Source organism: Ignavibacteriota bacterium (assembly GCA_016713565.1).
GTDB lineage: Bacteria > Bacteroidota > Ignavibacteria > Ignavibacteriales > Melioribacteraceae.
The window spans coordinates 454,818-480,196 of record JADJOX010000008.1; the positions used below are offsets into that span (position 1 = coordinate 454,818).

28 protein-coding genes and 1 pseudogene are annotated in these 25,379 nt (G+C 31.9%); 26 read left to right on the plus strand and 3 right to left on the minus strand.

Features of this window, described 5'->3' with window-relative positions; all coding sequences use genetic code 11:
* The first annotated feature begins 18 nt into the window (after positions 1-18).
* The 21 genes and pseudogenes from IPK06_16640 (at position 19) to IPK06_16740 (ending at position 19,418) form a co-directional block, all read left to right on the plus strand.
* Entirely contained in the window at positions 19-1,314 is a 1,296-nt protein-coding gene (locus tag IPK06_16640) for an MFS transporter (GenBank protein MBK7981597.1), read from the plus strand.
* 19 nt (positions 1,315-1,333) lie between these two features.
* The gene (locus IPK06_16645; protein MBK7981598.1) at positions 1,334-2,329 is read left to right on the plus strand and encodes a GHMP kinase; all 996 of its coding nucleotides are present in this window, start codon (positions 1,334-1,336) and stop codon (positions 2,327-2,329) included.
* 9 nt (positions 2,330-2,338) lie between these two features.
* Positions 2,339-3,214 (plus strand): UTP--glucose-1-phosphate uridylyltransferase GalU, encoded by an 876-nt coding sequence (gene galU, locus IPK06_16650; GenBank protein ID MBK7981599.1) that lies wholly within the window; start codon positions 2,339-2,341, stop codon positions 3,212-3,214.
* 2 nt (positions 3,215-3,216) lie between these two features.
* A complete protein-coding gene (locus IPK06_16655; protein MBK7981600.1) occupies positions 3,217-3,975 on the plus strand; it encodes an SDR family oxidoreductase in 759 nt (252 codons plus the stop codon).
* A 6-nt stretch (positions 3,976-3,981) separates the two neighbouring features.
* On the plus strand, positions 3,982-4,971 hold the full coding sequence (locus tag IPK06_16660; protein MBK7981601.1) for a Gfo/Idh/MocA family oxidoreductase: 990 nt from the start codon (positions 3,982-3,984) through the stop codon (positions 4,969-4,971).
* Positions 4,972-5,259: 288 nt separating this feature from the next.
* The gene (locus IPK06_16665; GenBank protein ID MBK7981602.1) at positions 5,260-6,234 is read left to right on the plus strand and encodes a Gfo/Idh/MocA family oxidoreductase; all 975 of its coding nucleotides are present in this window, start codon (positions 5,260-5,262) and stop codon (positions 6,232-6,234) included.
* Positions 6,235-6,422: 188 nt separating this feature from the next.
* Positions 6,423-6,977, plus strand: a complete 555-nt coding sequence (locus tag IPK06_16670; GenBank protein MBK7981603.1) for a PDC sensor domain-containing protein — start codon at positions 6,423-6,425, stop codon at positions 6,975-6,977.
* Positions 6,978-6,999: 22 nt separating this feature from the next.
* A complete protein-coding gene (locus IPK06_16675) occupies positions 7,000-9,105 on the plus strand; it encodes a methyl-accepting chemotaxis protein (protein MBK7981604.1) in 2,106 nt (701 codons plus the stop codon).
* A gap of 54 nt (positions 9,106-9,159) precedes the next feature.
* Complete coding sequence (locus IPK06_16680) at positions 9,160-10,041, plus strand: diaminopimelate epimerase (GenBank protein MBK7981605.1); 882 nt, start codon at positions 9,160-9,162, stop codon at positions 10,039-10,041.
* Between the two features lie 8 nt (positions 10,042-10,049).
* Positions 10,050-10,352 (plus strand): hypothetical protein, encoded by a 303-nt coding sequence (locus IPK06_16685; protein MBK7981606.1) that lies wholly within the window; start codon positions 10,050-10,052, stop codon positions 10,350-10,352.
* 30 nt (positions 10,353-10,382) lie between these two features.
* Complete coding sequence (locus tag IPK06_16690) at positions 10,383-11,426, plus strand: CehA/McbA family metallohydrolase (GenBank protein ID MBK7981607.1); 1,044 nt, start codon at positions 10,383-10,385, stop codon at positions 11,424-11,426.
* Positions 11,427-11,483: 57 nt separating this feature from the next.
* A complete protein-coding gene (locus IPK06_16695; protein MBK7981608.1) occupies positions 11,484-12,167 on the plus strand; it encodes a tetratricopeptide repeat protein in 684 nt (227 codons plus the stop codon).
* A gap of 30 nt (positions 12,168-12,197) precedes the next feature.
* On the plus strand, positions 12,198-12,764 hold the full coding sequence (gene efp / locus IPK06_16700) for an elongation factor P (GenBank protein ID MBK7981609.1): 567 nt from the start codon (positions 12,198-12,200) through the stop codon (positions 12,762-12,764).
* An 8-nt stretch (positions 12,765-12,772) separates the two neighbouring features.
* Positions 12,773-13,246, plus strand: a complete 474-nt coding sequence (accB, locus tag IPK06_16705) for an acetyl-CoA carboxylase biotin carboxyl carrier protein (protein MBK7981610.1) — start codon at positions 12,773-12,775, stop codon at positions 13,244-13,246.
* Positions 13,247-13,257: 11 nt separating this feature from the next.
* The gene (accC, locus tag IPK06_16710; protein MBK7981611.1) at positions 13,258-14,595 is read left to right on the plus strand and encodes an acetyl-CoA carboxylase biotin carboxylase subunit; all 1,338 of its coding nucleotides are present in this window, start codon (positions 13,258-13,260) and stop codon (positions 14,593-14,595) included.
* Positions 14,596-14,610: 15 nt separating this feature from the next.
* Positions 14,611-14,991 carry a glycine cleavage system protein GcvH gene (gcvH, locus tag IPK06_16715; protein ID MBK7981612.1) on the plus strand — a complete coding sequence of 127 codons (381 nt, stop codon included), beginning with the start codon at positions 14,611-14,613 and terminating at the stop codon, positions 14,989-14,991.
* A gap of 62 nt (positions 14,992-15,053) precedes the next feature.
* Positions 15,054-16,595, plus strand: a complete 1,542-nt coding sequence (gene guaA, locus IPK06_16720; protein MBK7981613.1) for a glutamine-hydrolyzing GMP synthase — start codon at positions 15,054-15,056, stop codon at positions 16,593-16,595.
* The gene (gene radC, locus IPK06_16725) at positions 16,596-17,273 is read left to right on the plus strand and encodes a DNA repair protein RadC (protein MBK7981614.1); all 678 of its coding nucleotides are present in this window, start codon (positions 16,596-16,598) and stop codon (positions 17,271-17,273) included.
* A gap of 101 nt (positions 17,274-17,374) precedes the next feature.
* A complete protein-coding gene (locus IPK06_16730; GenBank protein ID MBK7981615.1) occupies positions 17,375-17,650 on the plus strand; it encodes a hypothetical protein in 276 nt (91 codons plus the stop codon).
* A gap of 29 nt (positions 17,651-17,679) precedes the next feature.
* Positions 17,680-18,356 (plus strand): annotated as a pseudogene (locus IPK06_16735) (LysM peptidoglycan-binding domain-containing protein).
* Positions 18,357-18,458: 102 nt separating this feature from the next.
* A complete protein-coding gene (locus IPK06_16740; protein ID MBK7981616.1) occupies positions 18,459-19,418 on the plus strand; it encodes a PhoH family protein in 960 nt (319 codons plus the stop codon).
* A 4-nt stretch (positions 19,419-19,422) separates the two neighbouring features.
* Here IPK06_16740 and IPK06_16745 read toward each other — a convergent pair whose 3' ends face one another.
* Together IPK06_16745 and mazG are read right to left on the minus strand one after the other, a co-directional pair.
* Complete coding sequence (locus tag IPK06_16745) at positions 19,423-20,196, minus strand: chemotaxis protein CheW (GenBank protein ID MBK7981617.1); 774 nt, start codon at positions 20,194-20,196, stop codon at positions 19,423-19,425.
* A gap of 64 nt (positions 20,197-20,260) precedes the next feature.
* A complete protein-coding gene (mazG, locus tag IPK06_16750; protein ID MBK7981618.1) occupies positions 20,261-21,025 on the minus strand; it encodes a nucleoside triphosphate pyrophosphohydrolase in 765 nt (254 codons plus the stop codon).
* Positions 21,026-21,114: 89 nt separating this feature from the next.
* Between mazG and IPK06_16755 the strand changes: the two genes are divergently transcribed.
* The 5 genes from IPK06_16755 to IPK06_16775 all read left to right on the plus strand — a co-directional run bounded on the left by IPK06_16755 (position 21,115) and on the right by IPK06_16775 (position 24,689).
* The gene (locus tag IPK06_16755; GenBank protein ID MBK7981619.1) at positions 21,115-21,567 is read left to right on the plus strand and encodes a RidA family protein; all 453 of its coding nucleotides are present in this window, start codon (positions 21,115-21,117) and stop codon (positions 21,565-21,567) included.
* Between the two features lie 50 nt (positions 21,568-21,617).
* Positions 21,618-22,097, plus strand: coding sequence for a hypothetical protein (locus tag IPK06_16760; protein ID MBK7981620.1), 480 nt, complete (start codon positions 21,618-21,620; stop codon positions 22,095-22,097).
* An 80-nt stretch (positions 22,098-22,177) separates the two neighbouring features.
* Complete coding sequence (locus IPK06_16765; protein ID MBK7981621.1) at positions 22,178-22,672, plus strand: LytR C-terminal domain-containing protein; 495 nt, start codon at positions 22,178-22,180, stop codon at positions 22,670-22,672.
* A 2-nt stretch (positions 22,673-22,674) separates the two neighbouring features.
* Positions 22,675-23,025 carry a ribosome silencing factor gene (gene rsfS, locus IPK06_16770; protein MBK7981622.1) on the plus strand — a complete coding sequence of 117 codons (351 nt, stop codon included), beginning with the start codon at positions 22,675-22,677 and terminating at the stop codon, positions 23,023-23,025.
* Positions 23,026-23,057: 32 nt separating this feature from the next.
* Positions 23,058-24,689, plus strand: coding sequence for an arginine--tRNA ligase (locus tag IPK06_16775; protein ID MBK7981623.1), 1,632 nt, complete (start codon positions 23,058-23,060; stop codon positions 24,687-24,689).
* Here IPK06_16775 and IPK06_16780 read toward each other — a convergent pair.
* Positions 24,686-25,375, minus strand: coding sequence for a ComF family protein (locus IPK06_16780; protein ID MBK7981624.1), 690 nt, complete (start codon positions 25,373-25,375; stop codon positions 24,686-24,688). The two genes, IPK06_16775 and IPK06_16780, sit on opposite strands and share 4 nt — an antisense overlap.
* Positions 25,376-25,379: the final 4 nt, after the last annotated feature.

The window sequence follows — 25,379 nt, forward strand, 5'->3', positions numbered from 1 at the left end:
TTTAATAAGGGAATAAAAATGCTTGAATCAAAAACAGATTTGCCGTTAACAGAAAATAATCCAATACAAAAAATAGGAAATTACAGATGGATTATTGTTGCTTTGATATTTTTTGCTACAACAATTAATTATGTTGACAGAGCAGTACTTGGTGTTCTTGCACCGACATTAAGACATGATATTGGTTGGAGCGATCAAGACTATGGTATGATAAGCGCTGCATTTACTTTGGCTTACGCAATTGGATTTTTATTTGCAGGCTGGTTTATTGATAAAGTAGGATCAAAATTGGGTTATACACTATATTTAATTGTTTGGTCATTTGCGGCAGCGGCACATGCTCTTGTAAAATCTGCTTTTGGATTTGGCATTGCTCGTTTTGCTTTGGGCATAGGCGAATCAGGCAATTTTCCCGCTGCAATTAAAACAGTAGCAGAATGGTTTCCCAAAAAAGAAAGAGCTTTAGCAACTGGTATTTTTAATGCTGGAACAAATGTTGGTGCTGTCATTGCTCCTCTCGTTGTTCCTTGGTTAGCGTTAAATTGGGGTTGGCAATCAGCTTTTATTGTTACCGGATTGGCTGGCTTAATTTGGATTTTCTTTTGGTGGCCTGTTTATAAAAAACCTTCAGAACATCCCAAAGTTTCTAAATCAGAATTAGCTTATATTGAAAGTGATCCTCCGGATCCTTCAGTAACAATATCTTGGTCTAGATTATTACAATTTAAACAAACATGGGCATTTGCTTCAGGTAAATTTTTAACCGATGCAATTTGGTGGTTTTACTTGTTTTGGTTCCCATTGTTTATGAATGACAGATTTGGAGTTGATCTTAAAACAATTGGGATTCCTATGGTAGTTGTTTATGTTCTCGCAGATTTTGGTTCTGTTGGAGGAGGCTGGCTTAGCTCATTTTTATTAAAAAAGAATTGGACTGTAAATGCTGCAAGAAAAACCGCTATGCTGGTCTGTGCTTTATTAATACTGCCTGTCGCGGCTTCGCCTTATGTCGAAGGTCAATGGATTGCCGTGATATTAATAGGAATTGCCGCAGCTGCACATCAAGGATTTTCAGCTAATATATTTACAATTTCATCAGATATGTTTCCGCGAAAAGCGGTTGGATCTGTCGTTGGAATTGGCGGTTTTGCCGGTGCAATGGGAGGATTTATTATGAATTTGGGTGCCGGCTGGCTGAAACAAAATACCGGCAGCTATGAAATTATGTTTGCAATTGCGGGAGTAATTTATCTAATTGCTTTACTTGTTATGCATTTGTTAGTGCCTAAATTAGAACCTGCAAAAATTGATTAATATATAAATAGAGAATAAAGTGATTATTGAATCAAGAGCTTATGCAAGGGCCGGATTATTGGGAAATCCATCTGACGGCTACTATGGAAAAACTATTTCACTAATTGTAAAAAATTTTGGTGCTCACATTTCATTGTATGAATCTCCCGAATTGGTTATAGAAGTTCTTGAACAGGATAAAAATGTTTTTAAGAATATTTATGATCTTGTCGATAGAATTAAACTTCACGGATATTATGGCGCCGATAGACTTATAAAAGCAGGAATTAAAGCTTTTTATGATTATTGTTTAGAAAACGGTATCAAAATTAAAAATAAAAATTTTTCCGTAAGATATAATTCTTCAATTCCACGACAGGTTGGAATGGCCGGCTCAAGTGCGATTCTTACTGCTACAATGAAAGCTTTATTTAGTTTTTTTAATGTGGAAATTAAAAAAGAATTTCTGCCAAGCTTAATTCTCGCGGCGGAAACAAAAGAATTAAGTATAAATGCCGGACTTCAAGATAGAGTAATTCAAGTTTATGAAGGTTTGGTTTACATGGATTTTGATGAAGATTTTGTAAAAAAAAATAATTACGGAATGTACGAACAATTGCCTGTCGAAAATTTACCACAGATTTATTTGGCTTATAAAGATTCGTTGGGAAAGATTTCCGGTGTTGTATTAAATGATATTGCAAGCAGATATAAAAGAGGAGATAGGCTTGTAATTGAAACGTTAAATGAAATTGCAAATTGTGCTGAGGCAGGTAAAAAAGCGATATTAAAAAAGGATTACGGACAACTTGCGGAATTAATAAATAGAAACTTTGACCTGCGTAAAAAAATTATGAATATAAGTGATGAAAATTTAATTATGATTGATATAGCGCGTAAATGCGGCGCATCTGCAAAATTTGCTGGTTCCGGAGGATCTATAATCGGGACATACAAAAATGACGAAATGTTGCATAAACTAATAATGGAACTAAAAAAAGTAAATGTAAGAGTTGTAAAACCTTTTATTTCTTAGGAGATTTTAATGATTAAAAAAGCTGTTATTCCCGCAGCCGGATTAGGTACAAGATTTTTACCGGCAACAAAAGCACAGCCGAAAGAGATGCTGCCAATAATTGATACCCCGACAATTCAATATGTCGTTCAAGAAGCTGTTGATTCTGGTATAGAAGATATTTTAATAATATCGGGCAAAGGCAAACGCGCAATTGAAGATCATTTTGACAGAAATTTTGAATTGGAAATTGCATTGGAAGAAAAAAATGAACAGGCATTAAATGAAATAAAAAACATTTCCGATATGGCGAAAATACATTATATCCGGCAAAAAGAATTGAAAGGATTGGGCGATGCAATTTATCACGCAAAACACCACGTAGGAAATGAGCCTTTCGCGGTTTTATTGGGCGATACTGTCGTTAGTTCGGTTATTCCGGTCACTCAGCAATTGATAGATATTTATGAACAATATAAGCAAATTGTAATAGGTGTAGAGCAAGTGCCGAAAGAAAAAGTTCACAGATACGGGATAGTAGGCGGAGAAAAAATAAATGATTCGCTTTATCAATTAAATGAAATGATAGAAAAACCAAACATTGAAGAAGCGCCTTCAAATCTTGCAGTTGCCGGAAGATACATTTTAACACCGGATATTTTTAAAGCATTGGAAGAAACAAAAGCCGGAAAGAATGACGAAATTCAGTTAACCGATGCGCTAAGAATATTTTTATCGAGAGGAAGCGTTTATTCATATACTTTTGAAGGGAAAAGATATGACATCGGCGATAAACTTGATTATCTTAAGACAACAGTGGAATTCGGATTGAAACGAAAAGAATTTAAAAATGAATTCAGAGAATTTTTAAAGCAAATTATTAACGAAAAATTTGGAGAAGTATAATGATTTTAGATAAATTCAAATTGGAAGGAAAGACCGCTCTGGTGACCGGTTCAAATCGCGGAATTGGACAAATGTACGCAAAAGCACTTGCAGAAGCGGGAGCAAATATTATTGGTGTTTCATATGAATCTGATTTTACCGAAACAGAGAAAATTATTACAGGTTTAGGCAGAAAATTTAAATCTTATACGGCAGATTTTTCCGACAGAAATTCTGTTTATGCTTTTATTAAAAAAGTTAAATCTGAAATTGATAAAGTTGATATCCTTATTAACAATGCCGGAACAATTTTGAGAAAACCAATTGCTGAACATCCTGATGAATATTGGGACAAAGTAATTGAAGTAAATCTTTCATCACAATTTATTTTAACGAGGGAATTCGGTAAAGATATGGTTGAAAGAGGTTATGGTAAAGTTGTGTTCATAGCTTCACTTCTCGCATTTCAAGGCGGAATTACTGTGCCGGGTTATGCCGCTTCAAAAGGCGGGGTTAAACAATTGACAATGTCATTTGCAAACGAATGGGCGTCAAAAGGCGTAACAGTAAACGCAATTGCTCCGGGCTATATTGCAACAGATAATACAAAAGCATTACGAGAGGATGCAGTTAGAAATAAAGCTATTCTCGATAGAATACCGCAAGGAAGATGGGGAACACCGGAAGATTTAATGGGCGCTATAGTATTTTTGAGTTCTGATGCTTCAAACTATCTTAATGGAAGTGTAATTACGGTTGATGGCGGATGGATGGGAAGATAATGTTGTATGGATAGGAAAACAAAATTTGTTATTTACGGAAGCGGAAATATTGCGAACACTTATGTTTCCGCTGCGAAAAATATTGAAAATGCAGAAGTAATTGGTGTAATTTCAAGAAGTCAAAAATCTCCCTCCAAATTTCCGGAATTAAAATCTTATAAAAATATTACAGAAATTGATGAATCTTTTGACGCGGTAATTATTTGCACTCCAAATTATTTTCATCATGAAAATGCTATTGAAGCGGCAGAACTCGGTAAACACATTTTATGCGAAAAACCGATTGACATTCAAATTAAATCGATTGATAAAATGATTGAGAGTTGCAGAATAAATAATGTTAAGTTGGGAGTTTCTTACCAAAGAAGATTCAGTTCGGATAATCCAATAATAAAAAAATTAATTGACGAAAATAAATTAGGTAAAATATTCTCGGTTGATCTTTCAGTTAAAAATTATAGAGATGACGCTTATTATAATTCTTCTGAATACAGAGGGACATACAAATTTGATGGCGGTGGCCCATTTATGCAGCAAGCTTCGCATTATATTGATTTATTTATTTGGTTCTTTGGAAAACCAACAAAATTGGTGAGTAAACTAAATACCTTTATTCATGATATTGAAGTTGAAGACCATGGCGCAGTAATTTGTTCGCATGATAATGGCATGATTTCAACAATTACTTGTTCTACAGCAACTAAACCTGGTTTTCCTGCAAAGATGGAAATATATACCGAAAAAGGGTTTTTAATACTTGAGAATGATACTATATCTCATTGGGAAATTGATGGAGTAGAAAATCCTTCACAACATAAAAATATAAATACCCATACCGGCTCTGCAACTGCTTCAGTTGACGATACAACGAATCATGAATTGGTAATCAAAGATTTTATTGAAGCGATAAATAATAATAGAGAGCCTTTAATATCCGGCGAAGAAGCTAAATTAGCCACTGAAATGATTTTGGAAATATATCAAAATCAGTATTGATATAATTAATCAAAAACGAATTTAAATAATTATAAATTGTTGAACGTATTTAAAACAGTAAATTGTAAAAAGTATTTTCCTCTTTCTATTGTATTGTCTGTAAGGTAATATTTGCCGAAAATACCTTTGTTTGTGTTTTATTTGATCATATTAATTATTTTTTGATTTTAGGTGATGGACTTAACAATTGTTGATTAGTTACAATCAATAATCATTGAAGAAATAATATTATAATTCATATTATAAAAATTAGATTCTTATTAAAGTTTTAGTATTAAAAGGTGAACAATGAATAAAGTTAGATGGGGAATAATTGGCGTTGGTGATGTTACTGAAGTGAAAAGCGGACCAGCATTTAATAAAGTTGAAAATTCTGAAATTGTTATGGTAATGAGAAGAAATTTAGATAAAGTAAAAAGTTATGCTAAACGGCACTCTGTTCCAACTTATACGACTAATGCGGATGATATTATCAACAATCCGGAAATTGATGCGGTATATATTGCAACTCCGCCATCGTCACATGCGGAATTTGCGATTAAAGCCGCACAAGCAAAAAAACATATTTATGTTGAAAAACCTATGGCTGCTACGTATGCTGAATGTCAGAAAATGATTGTAGCCGCTGAAAAAAATAATGTTAAGTTATTTGTCGCTTATTATAGAAGAGAACTTGAGTATTTTAAAAAAGTAAAAAGTCTAGTTGATGAAAATGAAATTGGCAATGTTAAATTGGTAAATACACAATTATTATTTCCGCCGAATGAATCCGATTATGATAAAAGTAATTTAAGTTGGAGAGTTAAAAAGGAAATTGCTGGCGGAGGATATTTTTATGATTTAGCATCTCATCAATTTGATTTTTTAGATTACTTATTTGGTCCAATTCAAATAGCAAAAGGTATTGCGGCAAATCAGCAAAATTTATATGATGTGGAAGATATTGTATCAGCATCATTTATTTTTGAAGGAAATATAATTGGCAGCGGAACTTGGTGTTTTACAATGCCAAATTGTGAAAGATTTGATAGAACAGAAATAATAGGAACAGAAGGGAAAATAGTATTTTCATTTTTTGAGCCAAAACCAATTGAAATGCACAAAAACGGAAAAATAGAATTATTTGAAATTCTATACCCACAGCATGTTCAACAAAATTTAATTACAACAATAGTTGAAGAAATTTTAAGAAAGGGAATTTGTTCCAGTACCGGAATTTCTGCCGCAAGGACTAATAAAATTCTATCCGATATTATTTATTAAAAATTATCTTTTTAAAAATATTTCTAATTAGCTCACTTATTCTAACTAAGATATTTTCAAAATCTTTATTAGTATTAATAAATTTCTAATTTATAAAGTTTTTAGATTAAATCATTTTCAAATTACTTCGATAATCAATATAAAAGTAGAATAAAATAATTATTCTAATTTTATATTACGGGGGAAATATGAAAATCAGAATTACTTTTCTAATAATTTGCGTTATTTTGTCATTTAAACTCTCACTTAATGCTCAAAATACACCAGAATCTGTAATTAAACTAACTAAAACCAAAATTATCGGCTGGGTTTCATCAGACAAAATAATAAGCGCCGTAAAAGCTCAGAATGCCAAAAACATTTCTTTGGAAAAAATAAAAAGCCTAGATAAAAAATGGACAGAAACTTCGGGTTTGGATGATTTTATGAATGAAATATTAAATAACCAGTGTTCTGAATATTTAAAATCGTTAAGAAAGGAAAATAAATTTGTTATTGAAGCTTTCGTAATGGATAATAAAGGAGCAAATGTTGGAATGACAAATAAGACAAGCGACTATTGGCAAGGCGATGAAGATAAATTTATTAAATGCTACAACAATGGAAACGGAACAACTTTTTATGGTAAAGTGGCATTTGATGAAAGCACTCAAACTTATTTAATTCAAGTTTCTGTTCCTGTTGTTGAAGGCGGTAAAACAATTGGCGCAGTAACTTTTGGAATTGACGTTAATAGCCTTTAATACATAATAGATTGGAAAAAAAATGATACGAATTTTTAAAAACTTAAAAGTGAATAAAAAAATTTCAGTTGTTTTTGCAATTTTCATTTTACTTATACTGTTTGTTGGCGGCGTGGGCATTTACAACATGTCAAATATACATGGTAAAGTTTTAAAAATTACTGAAAAAGATCTTCACAGTTTGGATCTAATACTGCAAATTGATAGAGACATGCAGCAGGCACTAGTTGCCCAGCGGACGATGATTTTTTCCAATGTCGGTTCCGAATCTTTTACTAAATTGCTAAAAGAGAATGATGAAAATATACAGCAGCTGGGCGAACGATGGCAGCAATTTAAAGAAATTTCTCATGTAGATATCGGCAGTGAAATAATTGAAAAATTTGAACATGCAAAAACTAAATGGATTGAAATTTCTCAAAGAATAGTAAAGGCAAGATCAAGCGATACACCTGAAGGAAGAATTGAAGCAATTGAACTTTCATTCCGTGAAGGTACAACTTCTTTTGAAAATGCTAGAGAATATATAAATAACATTACAGAAATATTGGAGAAATCATCAGATAAAGATTCTCTGGAAAGCAACGATTCATATAACTTTGCGGTTACTGTCATTGTTTTCGGAATAATCTTATCTATAATTTTATCATTTGTAATTTCGAGATTGGTTAAATCAAGTATAGGTAAACCTATAATTCAAGCTTCCGAAATGATGAACGAACTTCAAAAAGGCAAACTAAATAAAAGATTAAAATTGGATACCGAAGATGAAATTGGAATTTTAGCCAAATCAATGGATTCTTTCGCAGAAACATTGCAGGATATATCGAATAAAATGTACAATATCTCGGATGGTAACTTCAATATCTCAGTAAATTCTTTAAGCGCAGAAGATGAAATAAGCCCGGCTTTAGAAAAAACGCGAAGTACAATTCAAAATTTAAAAAATATAATTGATTATTTAACTTCAAGCGCGCTGGAAGGCAAATTGAAGGAAAGAGGAGATTCAAATAAATTCAATGGCGGATATTATGAAATAGTAAAGGGTATAAATGATATGCTCGATGCTGTAATTCTTCCCATTGAAGATGGAGCCGCAGTTTTAAAGGAAATGACGAATGGCGATTTAACAACGCGAGTTGAAGGTAATTACAAAGGCGATCATCAGATAATTAAAAATAGTATTAATACTTTGGCAGAATCATTTAATCAATTGTTAGTTCAGCTTTCGGAAGTAATTCAAGCAACGGCAAGCGCTTCAAATCAAATAACATCAAGCACTGAAGAAATGGCTGCGGGCTCGGAAGAACAAAGCAGTCAGACCAGCGAAGTTGCAACTGCTATGGAAGAAATGGCTGCAACTATTGAAGAAACTACTAGAAATGTTATAAGAACCAACGAAGTCGCAAAAGATTCAAAAGATTTGGCAATTCAAGGCAAGGTTGTGATTGATTCAACGATTAATGGAATGCAAAAAATTGAAACTGTTGTTAAACAGGCTTCGGAAATAATATTTGAATTGGGACAAAGCAGCACACAAATTGGACAAATTATTAAAGTAATAAATGAAATTGCAGATCAAACGAATTTGTTGGCATTAAATGCCGCTATTGAAGCCGCAAGAGCCGGTGAACACGGAAGAGGATTTGCCGTTGTAGCAGATGAAGTTAAAAAATTAGCGGAAAGAACTACGGTTGCAACAAATGAAATTGCCGGGATGATTACTAAAATTCAGCAGGACAGCAACAACGCCGTATCTGCAATTAAGAAAGGAACGGATGAAGTTTCAAAGGGAATGGAAGAAGTTACAAGTGCAGGCGAATCAATGAAAAATATTGTGGAATCATCTGACAGAGTATTGGAACTTTCATCTCAAGTTGCTACAACAAGCGAAGAGCAGTCAACTACTGTTCAGCAAATAAGCAGGAACATCGAACAAATTAACTCGGTCGCTCAAGAATCATCAAGCGGAATACAGCAAGTAGCCAATGCAACAAATAATCTTAACTCTCTAGCCGAACAGCTTCAAGTAATGGTTGCAAAATACAAACTAGATAACGGAACGGCAACAAGTAGTTTTAGCAAAAACCATGTTATAAATAGAAAAGGCGTTTTAGTTCGTTCGTAAAAATATTTTTTAGCTTAACTCTTAAATCCCGCTTAGTTTCATCTGCGGGATTTTTTGTTTCTACCAATCAAAAAAAATGTTAACTTATCATTTATGAACAAAGTAAACTTTATAAAAATGAACGGCGCCGGAAACGACTTTATTTTAATCAGCCAATCAGAAAATCCGGAATTTTACCCCAACGTAAATTTAGTTAGAGAATTGTGCAATAGAAGAAAAGGAATTGGTGCCGACGGCTTGCTGTTTATAAAAGAAAATAAATATTTTGATTTTGAGTTGGAATATTATAATTGCGACGGTTCGCTCGGTTCATTATGCGGTAACGGCGCTAGATGTTCAATTAAATTTGCAATTGATTTTCTAAATTTGAATGCAAATCAAACCGAATTTTTATGCAACAATTCGGTTTATAAGGGTGAAAAAACTGATTTCGATAATATCAAATTTCATTTTAATAAAATTAATCAACTTAAAACAAATCAAAAATTAGTTTTGGGTGAAAATGAAATCAAATTTCACTTTGTAGAAAACGGATCTCCGCATGCAGTTATTTTTTGGAATGATATAAATAATTTATGTGAAGAAAATTTTGATAATTTTGATATTCAATATTTAGGGAAATGTATCCGATTTAATGATTATTTTAATCCCGGCGGCGCAAATGTAAATTTTATTCACATTGAAAATAATAATTATAAAATACGAACATACGAAAGAGGTGTTGAAGAAGAAACTTTTGCGTGCGGAACGGGTACCGTCGCATCGGCAATAATAATGAATTTGATTTATGGAATAAATTCTCCGATTTCAATAAAAACAAAAGATAATGATATTTTGACGGTGGATTTTGTCAAAAAAAATGAGAATTTTGAAAAAATAAATTTAACAGGACCTGCAAAAATTAATTATATTGGAACTTACAATTTTCAAAAATAGGGAGTTACATGGCGAAAGTTATATTTTCTATAAGTTATGATATTTTACCGGAAAAAAGAAACGATTACTTAGGAATTGTTCGAGAATTAAAAAGTATTATAAAATCTGATGGTTTAGAAAGTTATTCGGTTTTTGAACAAAAATCTAAAGAAAATAGCTTTCAAGAAATTTATGTTTATAAATCTCAACAAGCTTGGGAAGATTCTGATGAATCAGAAAATGAAAGAGTAGATATTTTAATGACTAAATTATCAGATTTGATCAAAGAAAAATCAACACAATATTCAACTTTATTTGAAGTTGAAAATTAAAATTCTTTCATAAACCAAAGAATCAATAAAATGTATGAATATGTCGGCGCAATTCATATGCATTCCAAATTTTCCGACGGCTCCGGAGATCCTGCCAAAATAGCCCAATTTGCAGATGAAGTTGGGTTGGATTTTATAATTCTAACTGATCATAACACTTTAAGAGCTTTGAATGAAGGCTATGAAAAATGGTATGGTCAAACTTTATTATTAGTGGGCTGCGAATTAAATGACAGATTTAATAAAAACCATTATTTGGCAATGAATATTTCCGAAACATATTCAACTAGACAATCGGCAAAAGAATACGTAAAAAAAGTAAAAAACGCGGGAGGCATTGGATTTATTGCCCACCCGTTTGAAGAACGTAATTCTATGAAAGAACATCCGCCTTATCCTTGGACGGATTGGGATGCAGGCGAATTTACGGGAATAGAAATTTGGAATCATATGTCCGAATGGATGGAAGGTCTAACGGAGCAAAATAAATATAATCATTTTATTCATCCGTTGAAATCGATTGTTGGACCTACAAAAAAAACTCTGCAAAAATGGGATGAACTTAATAAAAAAAGAAAAGTTGTGGGAATTGGCGGAATTGACGCACACGCGCATAAAGTAAATGTTTTAGGATTTGTTGAGGTTGAAGTTTTTCCATATAAAGTTTTATTTAAATCAATTAGGACGCATATTTTAACCGAAAAAAAACTAAGGGGAAAAAATGTTTCCGTTGAAACTACTAAAAAGATAATTTATGAAAGTTTGGAAGAAGGACGATGTTTTTTTGCGAATGATTATTATGGTGATTCAAAAGGTTTCAAATTTTATGCTAAAATGGGAAATGAACATTATCAGATGGGCGAAACAATAAAACTAAACAAGAAAGTAAATCTTAAAGTTTCGCTGCCCAATAAATCCGCAAAAATTGTTCTGATACATAATGGAAAATCATTAAGCACTGTTGAAGATGCAGAAGCCGATTTTATTGTTCAGAAAACAGGACAGTATAGAGTTGAAATTTATCTTGAAGGACATGCTTGGATTTTTTCTAATCATATTAGGATTGAAAACTAATATTTATTATTTTTCCCGTTCAAAATTGATATTAATTCAAAAAAAACGAATAAAGAGATGATAGGAAAAAAGAAAAAAATTACTAAAAAAGTGATTCAAGAAGATAAGCTTGTTACAAGCTTTTTTAAAACTCAGGGATTTTTTAAAGACAATCAGCAGAACCTTTTAATTGGATTGGGTGTAATTGCGGCTGTAATTTTAGCTGTATTTTGGTATAACAGCAAAGTTGATGATGATAATCTTCAAGCTACTACACAATTGGCTGCAGTAATTCCATTTTATGACAGCGGACAATATCAAAAGGCGATTGACGGAGAGCCGGGTACAAACGTTGTGGGATTGGCTTCAATAGTTGATAATTTCGGCAGTACAGAACAAGGTGAAGTTGCAAAAATGTATTTAGCCAACAGTTACTACTCACTTGGCAATTATCAAAAAGCCAAAGAATATTATTCAGATTATTCGGGTAAAAGCGATTTATTTAAAGCAAGTTCAATTGCGGGAAAAGCCGCTTGCGATGAAATGCTTGGAAATTACTCTGAAGCAGCGGAAGAATATAAAAAGGCTTCTTCAATCGTTAAGGTTGAAACACAAGCCGCGTCTTATTTGCTAAATGCAGGTAAAAATTATTTAAAGTCGAATTCCGAAGATAAAGCAAAAGAAGCTTTTGATTTGATTAAAGACGAATATAAAAATACAAATGCTGCAAGAGAGTTGGATAGATTTACATATAAATTTTAAATAATATTTTTTAACAATTTTGTTAGGTTTATGGCAGATACATCAGACTTCAGAAACGGATTAATCATTAAATTTAAGAATGATTTATATACTATCACAGAATTTCAACACGTAAAACCCGGTAAAGGCGGCGCTTTTGTTAGAACAACATTAAAGAATATCCGCAGCGGGAAAGTTCTTGACAATACTTTCAGATCCGGTGAAAGTATAGAAATTGTAAGAGTAGAAAGAAGAAAATACCAATACTTATTCAGAGAATCGAATGATTTGGTTATTATGGATAACGACACGTATGAACAAATAAATGTTTCCGAAAATTTGTTTGACGGCGGCGATAAATTTCTTAAAGAAGGTGAAGAAATTGACCTATTAATGGACGATAAAGAACAGATTGTAACCGTAGAAATTCCATTGTTTGTTCAGCTTAAAGTTATAGAAACAGAGCCAGGTTTTAGAGGAAATACCGCAACAAATGCGATGAAACCGGCTAAATTAGAAACCGGGGTAACTATCAACGTTCCGCTTTTTATTGATCAGGACGATGTTTTAAGAGTTGATACCAGAACCGGCGAATACATGGAAAGAATAAAAATTTAAGGGGAAAAATGGATATCAATGAAATAAAAAAACTTATTAAAGTTTTTGAGTCAAGTGTAATTACCGAATTAACAGTTCAAGAAGGTAATTTAAAAATAAAAATTTCTAAAAACGGATCCGTTAATACTCCAATTTATACAACCCAAAATATTCCGATTCAAAATCAAATGGTTTCCTCGTCTGTTACTGAATCAAGTTCTTCATCACAGGTTTCGGAAACTTCAAAAGGAAAAGAAGATAACTTTCATGTTATAAAATCACCAATAGTAGGAACATTTTACAGAGCTCCTGCTCCGGACGCCGATCCTTATGTTCAAGTCGGTGAAATTGTAAATCCGGGATCTGTGCTTTGTATTGTTGAAGCAATGAAACTTATGAATGAGATTGAATGCGATATTGACGGCAAAATTGTTCAGATACTTGTCGAAGACGGCACGCCGGTTGAATATAATCAACCTTTATTCAAAATTGAAAAAAGTTAATAGGAGTTTTTTTGTTCAAAAAAATACTGATAGCTAATCGTGGTGAAATAGCTTTAAGAATTATTAGAACATGTAAGGATTTAGGCATACCAACAGTTGCGGTTTATTCAGAAGCTGATAAAGATTCGCTCCATGTGGTATTTGCCGATGAAGCGGTTTGTATTGGTCCAGCGGCTTCCAAAGATAGTTACTTAAAAATCCCGAGTATAATTTCAGCAGCTCAAGTTACCGGTGCCGACGCAATTCATCCAGGTTACGGATTCTTAGCCGAAAATTCCGAATTTTCCGAAATTTGTGCTGAATCAAATATTAAGTTTATCGGTCCATCACCTGATATGATAGATAGAATGGGCGATAAAGCCTACGCGAAAACAACAATGAAAAATTGCGGCGTTCCTGTTGTACCGGGCAGCGACGGCGCGGTTAAAGATATTGAAGAAGCCAAACTTATTGCTAAAGAAATTGGATATCCTTTGATGTTAAAAGCATCTGCCGGAGGCGGCGGTAAAGGAATGAGAATTGTTTGGAAAGAAGAAGAGATTACTAAAGCTTACCAGACAGCAAGCAACGAAGCTTTGGCAGCATTTAATAACGGTGAACTTTATTTAGAAAAATTTATTGAAAATCCCCACCATGTAGAAATTCAAGTTATGGGTGATCAGCTTGGAAACGTTTATCAATATGGTGAAAGAGACTGTACAATTCAAAGAAGACATCAAAAATTAATTGAGGAAACTCCGAGTCCAATAATTACGGAAGAAACAAGAAGAAAAATGGCTGAAGCGGCTATTCTAGGAGCTAAATCCGTAAATTACGAAGGCGCGGGAACGATTGAATTTCTTGTCGATAAAAATCAAAATTTTTATTTCATAGAGATGAATACAAGAATTCAAGTTGAACATCCAGTTACTGAAATGGTAAATAACATTGACTTAATCAAACAACAGATTTTAGTCGCTGCCGGCAATAAAATTATCGAAATTCCAAAGAAACCAAACGGACATTGTTTTGAATTTAGAATAAATGCCGAAGACCCGGAAAACGGATTCAGACCTTCACCCGGAAAAATAAATTATCTACATTTCCCGGGCGGTTTTGGCGTTAGAGTTGATTCTCATGTTTACAATCAATATACAGTTCCACCTAATTATGATTCGCTTTTGGCAAAACTTATAATTTGGGGCGGAGACAGAGAACACGCAATTAACCGAGCTTTAAGGGCATTTGAAGAATTTGCGATAGACGGGATCAAAACAACAATACCATTTCATATTGAAGTTCTGCAGAACGAAAAATTTAGAAACGCCGATTATGATACGTCATTTATAGATAAATATTTTGCGAAATAAATAATTGAGGTAAAAATGAATATTCCATCTGACTTAAAATATACCAAAGATCATGAATGGATTAAAGTTGAAGGCAGCGAAGCTAAAATTGGTATTACCGAATATGCTCAGGGTGAATTAGGCGATATAGTTTTTGTTGATATTTCATCGGATATAAGTGAAATAATTAAAGGCGAACCATTTGGAACTATTGAAGCCGTTAAAACCGTAAGTGATTTATTTGCTCCGTGTAATGGAAAAGTTTTGGAAATTAATTCCAAATTGACCGATAAACCGGAATTAATAAATAACGATCCTTACGGTGAAGGATGGATTATTAAAATCGAAATTACATCTTCTAATGATTTAGATGATCTGCTTGATAGCATAGCTTATCAAACTCAAATTACTGCATAATTATCACATAGCCGGATTTCTTCTAGGAACCCGGCATTTTTTAATTTTTCTAATTTAATAAAATGCAAACTCATAATACTATTTTAGTTTTAGATTTTGGCTCACAATACACACAGTTGATTGCGCGCAAAATTCGAGAACAAAAGGTTAGATCAATTATCTATCCATATTTTACCTCTTTAACGAAAATTAAAGAACTAAATCCAAAAGGAATAATTTTCTCCGGCGGACCAACAAGCGCATATGAAAAAGATTCACCGCAAATCGATCCGGAAATTTTTAATCTTAATATACCGATACTTGGGATTTGTTACGGAATGCAGCTCATTACTTTGCATTATAACGGAAAAGTTGAGCCGGCGCAAAATAGGGAATATGGAAAGGCCAATATTCAAATTTTAAAAAAAGAAGGTTTACTCAAAAACGTTAAAGAAAATTCAGTAGTTTGGATGAGTCATGGTGATTATATTACAAAAATTCCTCAAGATTTCGAGATTGATTCACAAACTGAAAATTCTCCAATTTGTTCAATTTTTAATAATAATAAAAAGATATTTGCTCTACAGTTTCATCCCGAAGTTGCCCACACTGAAAACGGAAAAGAAATATTAAGAACTTTCATTTTTGATGTTTGTAAAAGCAATGCGGATTGGACACCCACAAATTTCATTGAAGATTCTATTGCGGAAATTAGAGAAAAAGTTAAAGATTCAAAAGTGATATGTGCGTTAAGCGGCGGTGTCGATTCATCGGTCGCGGCTATTTTACTTCATAAAGCAATTGGAGAAAACTTAACTTGTGTTCACGTTGATAACGGCTTAATGCGTAAAAATGAAAGTGAAAAAGTTGTAAAGCTTTTCAAAGAAAATTTTGATTTAAAAATAATTCATGTTGACGCGTCAAAAGAATTTTTAGATAAATTAAATGGTGTTTCAGATCCGGAAAAGAAAAGAAAAATTATCGGAAATACATTTATAGAAATTTTTGAGCGGGAATCAAATAAAATAGAAAATGCAGAATATTTGGTTCAGGGAACTTTATATCCGGACGTAATTGAATCGGCATCTGCGGGAACGGCATCGCACAAAATAAAGACACATCATAATGTGGGCGGTTTGCCCGAAAAAATGAACTTAAAGTTAATTGAACCATTCCGAGAATTGTTCAAAGATGAAGTAAGAGAAATAGGTGAAATTTTAGGTTTGCCTCACGAATTTGTTCATCGTCATCCTTTTCCCGGTCCGGGTTTGGCTGTTAGGGTTTTGGGAGAAATTACCGAATTAAAACTTAAAATTTTAAAGGATGTAGATGAAATTTACATTGATTCTTTAAGGAAATTTGACTTATATTACAAGATATGGCAGGCATTTGCTGTAATTCTTCCGGTTCAATCCGTTGGAGTAATGGGTGATGCGAGAACTTATGAATCGGTAATTGTTTTACGTGCGGTTACTTCAACAGACGGTATGACAGCTGATTGGTACAGATTTGATAATTCCTTTTTAGAATATGTTTCTAACAAAATAATAAGGGAAGTTTCCGGAGTGAACAGAGTAGTTTATGATATTAGCTCCAAACCTCCATCAACAATAGAATGGGAATAAATGTTAAAAGTTAAAGAATTGCCTTTAGATGATAGACCTAGAGAAAAATTAGTTTTAAGAGGCGCGCAGACTTTAAGCAATTCGGAACTTTTGGCAATTTTGTTAAGAACCGGAACAAAGGGACTTTCGGTTATTGAATTGGCTCAAAAATTATTATGTAACGATAATATAGCAATTTTGGCTTCTAAGACCGTAGAATCTTTTACAAAACAAAACGGAATTGGGAAAGATAAAGCAGCTACATTAGTCGCTGCTTTTGAACTTTCGAGAAGAATAAAATTTAATGAAAAATGGTTTTCACAGAAAAAGATAAAATCACCGGAAGATTTAGCCGAAATTTTTATACCAATTCTGAAAGATGAAAATAAAGAAAAATTTATTGTTGTCTGTCTTAATACATCTAATCAAATAATTAAATATGAGATAATCTCCGTTGGAAATTTGAATTCGAGTATTGTACATCCGCGGGAAGTATTTAAAGTTGCGATTGATAATAATTCAGCGAGTTTATTTTTAATACATAATCATCCTAGCGGAAATTCAGAACCAAGCCGTGAAGATATTTCAATTACGAAAAGACTTGTTGAAGCTGGTAAAATTTTTGATATAAACGTTTTAGACCATTTAATAATAGCAGGCGAAAATTTTACAAGTTTGGTTGAAAAGAGAATTATTTAGTTTTATAAAAAAATTTTATATCTTATATGCTAAGATTAAAATATTTTAGCAAAATTTTCACAAATAAATAAATCATTCTTTTATATTAGGAGGATTAACAAATGACAAAAATCAAAAGACTTCTCACTACTTCTTTGGCAGTAGTTTTTGTTGCTGGTTCACTTAGTTTGACCGGCTGTGGTGGTGTAAGTGATGAGCAAATGGCTCAATTAAATGCTTTAAGAAGTGAAGTTTCTGCACTAGGTACAGAAGTTAATGCTTTAAAGAGCGAAAAAACAAAATTAGAAAGAGAAATTGCTGAAATGGAAGCTAAACTTGCACAATGTGCAAAAGATAAGGAAGCTACTAAAGCAAATTTACAAAAATTAGGTTTATAAAAAGTTTAATAATAAAGGAGAGTATATAAATGACACAAATTAAGAGCTTACTTGCATTATTGGCTTTATTAGTTTTCCTTTCAACAAGTGTTTTCGCTCAAGAAGAAATGACTTCTGAAGAATGGGAAGCTGAAATTGCAAGATTAACACAAGAAAAATCTGATTTATCAGCAGAATTAGAAAGTTTGCAATCTTCTGTTAATTCATTAAAAGATAAGAAAAATTCTTTACAATCATATGAAGATTGCCAAGAAGAAATGTATGCAATGGTCGGCGCTTCAAAAAGTGACGTTGCTGCTTATGAAGCAAAAGTTAATGCTTTAATGGCTGACATCAATGCTAAAAAACCAACCAAAAAAGACAGACAAGCTGAATTAGATGCTTTGAAAGCTAGCAAATTAAGCGCTTTACCTCAATTTTATGATATCGTTCATGGTAAATTACAAAAAATGTTAGATGCATGGCCGGCTGAAGAAATTAACTATACAGTTGTTCGTGGTGATCATCTTTGGGGAATAGCAAAAAGAATGAACATTATGGAAACGGTTTTGCTTGGCCAAAAATCTATAATGCAAACAGAGATAAAATTAAAAATCCAGATTTAATTTTTCCAAAACAAGAATTTACTATTCCGAATTTAACAGAAGAAGAAACAGCTAAATACAATAAATTAAGAGCTAATTACAAACCAGCTCCTATGCAATAGTCTTTAGTTCTTCTTTAAAAATTTTAGGATATTCTAAAAGTTGCATATTAGCTTAATGCAAATACTTTTAGAATATCCTTTTTTGGTTTTGAGGCCGCAATTATACAAGTAGAAAAAAAAATAAAATTAGAAAATGTTGATCTTCTTGCGCTGCTTGGTTTTAACGACGCAAATTTAAAACTTCTTGAAGAAAGATTGTCTTCAACTGTTTCTATCCGAGGAGATTTGGCTTTAATAAAAGGTTCTGCGGAAGAAGTAGAGCTTGTAGAAAAAATTCTTAAGGAAATGATCTACGTTTTAAACACTACAAATAATTTAACTTCTAATGATGTTTCTACAATTATTGATTTAACGCTTTCCGGACGAGATGTAATCAGCAATGATGACTATAATTCAATAATTCTTTATACAAAAAAAGATGTTGTAAAAGCCAAAACCGAAACACAGTTTGAATATTTAAAGGCAATGAACGAAAACGATATATGTTTTGGCATCGGACCTGCAGGAACGGGAAAAACATACCTTGCCGTTGCTTTTGCAATTTCCCAATTGAAAAAGGGAATTGTAAAAAAAATAGTTTTAGCACGACCCGCAGTTGAAGCCGGCGAAAGTCTTGGATTTTTACCCGGAGATTTTAAAGAAAAAATAGATCCATATTTAAGACCGTTGTTTGACGCGCTGCAGGATATGCTTCCAAATGAACAGCTTAAAAATTACATTGAAAGAAATATTATTGAAATTGTTCCTTTAGCTTATATGCGAGGAAGAACATTAAATAATTCATATATAATTTTAGATGAAGCTCAGAACAGCACAAATATACAAATGAAAATGTTTTTGACAAGAATTGGTCCTAATTCAAAGGCAACAATAACCGGTGATGTTACACAAATTGATTTGCCCAAAAAAGCCGACAGCGGATTAATTCAGGTTCAAGAAATTCTTCAAAATGTTGACGGAGTCGCTTTTGTTTATTTTAATAAAGGTGATGTTGTTAGACATAAATTAGTGAAGGACATTATTCACGCGTATGAAAAATTTAATAACGGAAATAAAAATTAATTTATTAAACAAGCATTAATTCCGAAACTGTCTGAACTAACTTTTTATCTTTCGACTGACCAATTCCCGTAATAAAATTTTTTTTGAATGAAATAAGCGAGTTATTTTCTAAATTTGATGTATCTATAGATTCAATATTTTCTACTGAAATAATTTTATCAACTACCAAAGCAATTTTTTTTGAGTTTAAATTCATTAATAAAGCAGATTCCTGAAACACTAAACTTGCATTTTGTTTTAATTTGGCAAATAACGAAACTAATAATTTAAATTCTTTGTTTCTACTCCTCTCAATTATATCTTTACATTTACCCAATTGATTTTCAGATTTGCACTTTTCTATTTTAAATGCTAAATCGTGAATATTTTTGTGCGGCTGGTCGAATTGCTTTAATATTTTTCTAATTGCCATATTTGAAGTTTTAAAGTTATCGTACCAAATACCGAATTTACATTTGTGTGGATCAGTTGTTAATGTAAAAGGTTTATTTTCTATAACTGAATTTTCAAGAGTTTGGAGCCAATATAAGTGGTCTTTTTCTCTTTCTTCAAGCATAAGTATAAAATTCTGTAATTCTTCACTAACGGATGTTCTAGAAATTAATTTACGGAAATCAATAACTGTAAAAATTTCATCTCTAAAATTCACAATACCTCTAATTTTTAAATTGGATGTTGGTACTTGAGTTACTTTCGGTAAATATATAATTGATACTACTTTATCAGAATTAATTGAGAATAAAGTATTATTGCTTTCAAAAATAATTGATGGTAGCATTTTATACCGTAAAATTTTCATATTATCGTTTATTAATTGAAAAAGTAAATATTATTCATCCTTTTTAATTAAAAAATTTTTTACTTTCTTCCCAATATTTATCCATTTCCTCCAAATTTGATTCTGTTATTGATTTATTGTTTTCCTTCAATTTTTGTTCAATATAATTAAACCTTTGCATAAATTTTTTATTTGTCCTTCTTAAGGCATTTTCTGCATTTATTCCCAAAAACCTTGAATAATTTATTAACGCGAAAAATACGTCACCCATTTCCTTTTCCAAAAGGTTTCTATCGCCGGTTCTTTCTGACTCGTGCATTTCTTCAATTTCTTCTTTTACTTTATTCCAAACCTCATCTTTGTTTTCCCAATCAAATCCAATTTTAGAAACTTTTTCCTGCATTCTTGATGATTTTTGTAATTCCGGAAGATTTTTTGGAATTCCTTCCAAAATTGAATTTCTTCCTTCCTGCATTTTAATTTTCTCCCAGTTTCGTTCAATTTCTTTATTATTTTCAACCGCTAAATTTTCAAAAACATGAGGATGCCTTCTAATCAATTTTTCACTTATTGAATCAATTACTTCATTTATAGTAAATAAATTCAAGTCCTCGGCAATAACCGAATGAAAAACTATATGAAGTAAAAGATCGCCGAGTTCATTTTTAAGAGTTTCATAATTTTTATCGTCAATTGCTTCTAAAACTTCATAGGTTTCTTCAAGTGTAGCGGCTTTAATGGAATCGAAAGTTTGTACACTGTCCCAAGAACATTCCGTTCTTAATCTTCGCATAATTTTAACGAGATTATCAAATTTTTCTTTGTGCATTTTTTCCTTAACTTTTTTTGATTGAAAATTAGGATTTTTTTATTTCAAAAAATCAGTTATTTTTAAACAAATATAAACAAGATTCTTAAATGATTGAAGAAAAATTAAAAAAGCTTAATATTAAAATTCCTGTTGCGCCTAAACCTTTGGCATCTTACATTCCTGTTACAAGAGTAGGAAATTTGGTATTTACCGCTGGACAAATTCCTCTTGAAAACGGTACCTTAAAATATAAAGGTAAAATCGGCAAAGAAATTGACTTGGAAACCGGCAAAGAAGCGGCAAAATTATGCGCAATTAATTGTTTAAGCGTTATAAAATCTGAAATTGATGATTTAGATAAAATAAAAAAGATTGTAAAAGTTACAGTATTTGTAAACAGTGTCGATGGATTTACGGATCAGCCAAAAGTTGCTAACGGCGCGTCCGATCTTTTGGTTGAATTATTTGAAGAAAAAGGCAAACATGTAAGAAGCGCCGTTGGTGTTAATGAATTGCCGATTGATGCTTCAGTTGAAGTGGAAATGATTGCAGAGATTTAATTGTTTTGGATTTTCTGAAACAAAATTATTATTTAGTAGGTTAAATAAAAATGAAAAAAGTATTACTGATATTAACTTTTATCTCCTCAATCAGCTTTGCGCAATTCAAAGGTGATGAAAATAAACCCTTAGATATTAAAAGCGGAATCTTGAGCAGCAATCCTGTAAGTTCAATATTTAGTTTTATAAACCCGGAAAATTTTTCCATGAGTCATTCTTTCGGTATCTCATATTCGTCCTTTGGAAGTGAAGGATTGGCTCTGGGCGTTTATACAAACCATATGGCTTATAAATTTAATGAAGATTTTAACTTTGAACTGGATGCTAGCATTGTAAACAGTCCTTACAGCACTTTGGGGGAATCTTTTACAAAATCTATAAACGGGTTTTACATTGATAGAGCAAGAATTAATTATAATCCTTCCAAAGATTTTAATATAAGTCTAATGTTTTCCAACTCTCCTTATTCATATTACGGAAATTACGGATACGGAAGATTCTCTTCAAATTACAACAGATGGTTTGATTAGTAAATAGGCTAACAAATTTTATTTTATTATTTTTAGGTACTAAAATATTACGTTTGTTTACCTAACTCGAAGTAAGAGAATTGAAAAAAACAATTAAGAAAAAGAGCGAACAAAAAGTCGATCATCAAACATCGACGGTAAATATTTTTTATAACATTCTGATTTTCTTTTTAGTTGTTTTAATAGTTTACTTAAGCTATTCGGCTTATATTAAATTAGTTAAAGGATCTGAAAAAATTGACGAATTAAAAAATAACGGTGTTGCCGCAGAAATAATTCAGCTGGATGTTTTAAACGGATGCGGTGTATCCGGAGTTGCCGATAGATATACCGATTTTTTAAGAGCAAGAGGATTTGATGTTGTTGAAATTGGAAATTATGTTTCATATGATGTTGATGAAACTTTCGTAATTGATAGAATAGGCAACAAAGCAAACGCAGTTAAAGTCGCAAATGCATTGGGTATTGAAAATGTAAAAGTAATTCAACAGTTGAATGAAAATTATTTTCTCGATGTATCTTTAGTTATAGGAAAAGATTATTATAAATTAAAACCAATTACAGGTGAAAATTAATTTTGGAAACAAAAACATTTGTTAATGAAATTGTTGAAATTATTCAATCGAAAAAAGGTTATGATATTTCAATTTTAGATTTGACCAATTTATCGGCTGTCGCAGATTATTTTATAATTTGTTCCGGCGACGTAGATATACACGTTAAAGCAATTGCGGATGAAATTGATAAAAAACTAAGGGACGATGGTATTAAGTCGCATAATAAAGAAGGTTACAACGCGTTAAATTGGGTTTTGATTGATTATTTTGACGTTGTAGTTCATGTATTCAAAAAAGACGCGAGAGCATTTTACAATTTGGAAAAACTCTGGGGCGATGCCCAAATAACCGAAATTGAAAATATAAATTAATATTCCCGCCAAAATATTTTAATGAGAATAATGTGAAAGAATATTTACAAAGCTTATTTATTGAGGCTTCTAAAAAATTATCATTTTTAAATGAAGTTCCATTATTTTTCAACGTTCCTCAAGATGAAGATCATGGTGATCTTTCATCCAACGCGGCAATGCTGCTTACGAAGAAATTAAAGAAAAATCCCAGACAAATAGCAGAAGAAATTATTGCAAATTTAAGTATAGATGAAAATAAAATAAGTAAAACCGAAATTGCCGGTCCCGGATTCATTAATTTTTATTTTAATCCAAAATTTGTGAATGAAAAGATAGGATCAATAATTGGACTTGGCGAAAAATTTGGATTGAGTAGTGAATTTAAAGGCAAAAAAGCAAATGTTGAGTTTGTTTCTGCAAATCCAACCGGACCATTGACTGTAGGACATGGAAGAAATGCGGTTCTTGGAGATACGATCGCAAATCTGCTGGAAGCCGTTGGATATTCTGTTGAACGCGAATATTATTTTAATAATGCCGGAAGGCAAATGCGTGTTTTAGGTGCATCCGTTGCTGAACGTTATTTAGAATTTTTTGACGTAAATAATAAATTCAATGATGATTATTATCAAGGCGAATATATTAAAGACATTGCCAAAAAAATTTATGATAAATATTTCGAAAAGTTTAAAGATGACCTTGAGAATGAAATCTTCAAATCAACTGCAGAAGAGGAAATATTTGCGGATATTAAATCAACTTTAAAAAGAATTTCGGTTGTCTTTGATCTTTTCTATAATGAAGATGACCTTTATAAAAACGGAAATATAAATTCTTTACTTAAATTTTTTGAAGATAAAAAATTATCATATGAAAAAGATGGGGCAATTTGGCTTAAGTTCAGCGAGCTTGGACAAGAAACTGATAAAGTAATTGTAAAATCTTCCGGAGAACCGACATACAGACTTCCCGATATTGCTTATCATAAAACAAAATTTGATAGAGGTTTTGATTTGATAGTTGACATTTTCGGTTCAGATCATAACGCAACTTATTCCGATGTTTTAGCCGGAGTTGAATCATTGGGTTATTCGAAAGATAAAGTGAAAGTAATTATTTATCAATTTGTAACAATTACGCAAGGCGGCGAAGTTGTTAAAATGTCTACAAGGAAAGCAAATTTTATAACTTTGGATGAATTAATTGACGAAGTTGGTAAAGATGTTGTCCGCTATTTTTTCATAATGCGAAATTATTCCTCTCATATGAACTTTGATTTGGATATTGCAAAAAAGCAGTCGGATGAAAACCCCGTTTTTTATTTAAAGTATGCTCACGCGAGAATTGCGTCTATATTAAGATTAACTCAGGATCAAGAATTAAAATTATCGCTGGAAAATCTAGATTTACTAGTAGAACCAATTGAGCAAAAATTAATTAAACATCTGCATAGATTTGAAGAAGAACTTAAAGTAGCCGCCATAAATTTTGAACCGCATAAGCTTGCAAATTATTTAGAAAATCTTGCCGCTTTATTTCACAAGTTTTATACGGATTGCAGAATAATAGGTTCTGAGAAAAAATTAGCCGAAGCAAGAATAGCGTTGATAATTGCGGTTAAAATTGTGTTAAAAAATGGATTGACAATTTTAGGTATAGAAGCTCCCGAAAGTATGTATTAGTCTGCAATCGCAACGGATAAAGCATAAATATTTTTTGCTCCGTTATTTTTAAGAACTTTTGCACATTCACTTATTGTTGCACCTGTTGTAATTACATCGTCTACCAGAATTATATTTTTATTCTTAACTAATTTTTGTTTTTTCAATTTAAAAGCGTCTTTAATATTTTCTCTTCTTTCCGTTAAATTCAATTTTGTTTGTGTTTCAGTAAACTTAATTCTCTTTAAAATATTACCGTTAAATTTTATTCCAATTCGTTTTCCAATTTCCATTGCAATAATTTCTGCTTGATTATAACCTCTTTCGGCTTTTCTTAAACTATGCAGCGGGACTTCAGTTATAATGTCTGCTTTCCAATTGACAATCTTTTCACGCAATAATTCAGAAACTTTTATACCAAGATATTTGCCGATAATAAATTTGTCCTCATATTTAAATTCGTGAATTATTTGGCGAATGGGTGTGTTCTCTTGAAAAACAAACGCGGCTTGAAAATCATGTACAATTTTATCCGAAAGAAATTTTCTCTCAAATTCAAAATCTAATCTATCATGCTGGGCTATTTCTAATTTATTGAAACAATCTGAGCATAAAATTTTATCTGAATTTAGAATTTTGTTTTTGCAGATTAAACAAATCCGCGGAAGGAAAAAATCGAAAAGTAAATTCAGATTTTCTTTGATCAAAATC

What these genes read in the sequence shown, in the direction of transcription:
- IPK06_16640 (MBK7981597.1), top strand. Translation starts at nt 19, where the DNA reads ATGCTTGAATCAAAAACAGATTTGCCGTTAACAGAAAATAATCCAATA.
- galU (MBK7981599.1), top strand. Translation starts at nt 2,339, where the DNA reads ATGATTAAAAAAGCTGTTATTCCCGCAGCCGGATTAGGTACAAGATTT.
- IPK06_16660 (MBK7981601.1), top strand. Translation starts at nt 3,982, where the DNA reads ATGGATAGGAAAACAAAATTTGTTATTTACGGAAGCGGAAATATTGCG.
- IPK06_16665 (MBK7981602.1), top strand. Translation starts at nt 5,260, where the DNA reads ATGAATAAAGTTAGATGGGGAATAATTGGCGTTGGTGATGTTACTGAA.
- IPK06_16670 (MBK7981603.1), top strand. Translation starts at nt 6,423, where the DNA reads ATGAAAATCAGAATTACTTTTCTAATAATTTGCGTTATTTTGTCATTT.
- IPK06_16675 (MBK7981604.1), top strand. Translation starts at nt 7,000, where the DNA reads ATGATACGAATTTTTAAAAACTTAAAAGTGAATAAAAAAATTTCAGTT.
- IPK06_16685 (MBK7981606.1), top strand. Translation starts at nt 10,050, where the DNA reads ATGGCGAAAGTTATATTTTCTATAAGTTATGATATTTTACCGGAAAAA.
- IPK06_16690 (MBK7981607.1), top strand. Translation starts at nt 10,383, where the DNA reads ATGTATGAATATGTCGGCGCAATTCATATGCATTCCAAATTTTCCGAC.
- IPK06_16695 (MBK7981608.1), top strand. Translation starts at nt 11,484, where the DNA reads ATGATAGGAAAAAAGAAAAAAATTACTAAAAAAGTGATTCAAGAAGAT.
- efp (MBK7981609.1), top strand. Translation starts at nt 12,198, where the DNA reads ATGGCAGATACATCAGACTTCAGAAACGGATTAATCATTAAATTTAAG.
- accB (MBK7981610.1), top strand. Translation starts at nt 12,773, where the DNA reads ATGGATATCAATGAAATAAAAAAACTTATTAAAGTTTTTGAGTCAAGT.
- gcvH (MBK7981612.1), top strand. Translation starts at nt 14,611, where the DNA reads ATGAATATTCCATCTGACTTAAAATATACCAAAGATCATGAATGGATT.
- guaA (MBK7981613.1), top strand. Translation starts at nt 15,054, where the DNA reads ATGCAAACTCATAATACTATTTTAGTTTTAGATTTTGGCTCACAATAC.
- radC (MBK7981614.1), top strand. Translation starts at nt 16,596, where the DNA reads ATGTTAAAAGTTAAAGAATTGCCTTTAGATGATAGACCTAGAGAAAAA.
- IPK06_16730 (MBK7981615.1), top strand. Translation starts at nt 17,375, where the DNA reads ATGACAAAAATCAAAAGACTTCTCACTACTTCTTTGGCAGTAGTTTTT.
- IPK06_16745 (MBK7981617.1), bottom strand. Translation starts at nt 20,196, where the DNA reads ATGCTACCATCAATTATTTTTGAAAGCAATAATACTTTATTCTCAATT.
- mazG (MBK7981618.1), bottom strand. Translation starts at nt 21,025, where the DNA reads ATGCACAAAGAAAAATTTGATAATCTCGTTAAAATTATGCGAAGATTA.
- IPK06_16755 (MBK7981619.1), top strand. Translation starts at nt 21,115, where the DNA reads ATGATTGAAGAAAAATTAAAAAAGCTTAATATTAAAATTCCTGTTGCG.
- IPK06_16760 (MBK7981620.1), top strand. Translation starts at nt 21,618, where the DNA reads ATGAAAAAAGTATTACTGATATTAACTTTTATCTCCTCAATCAGCTTT.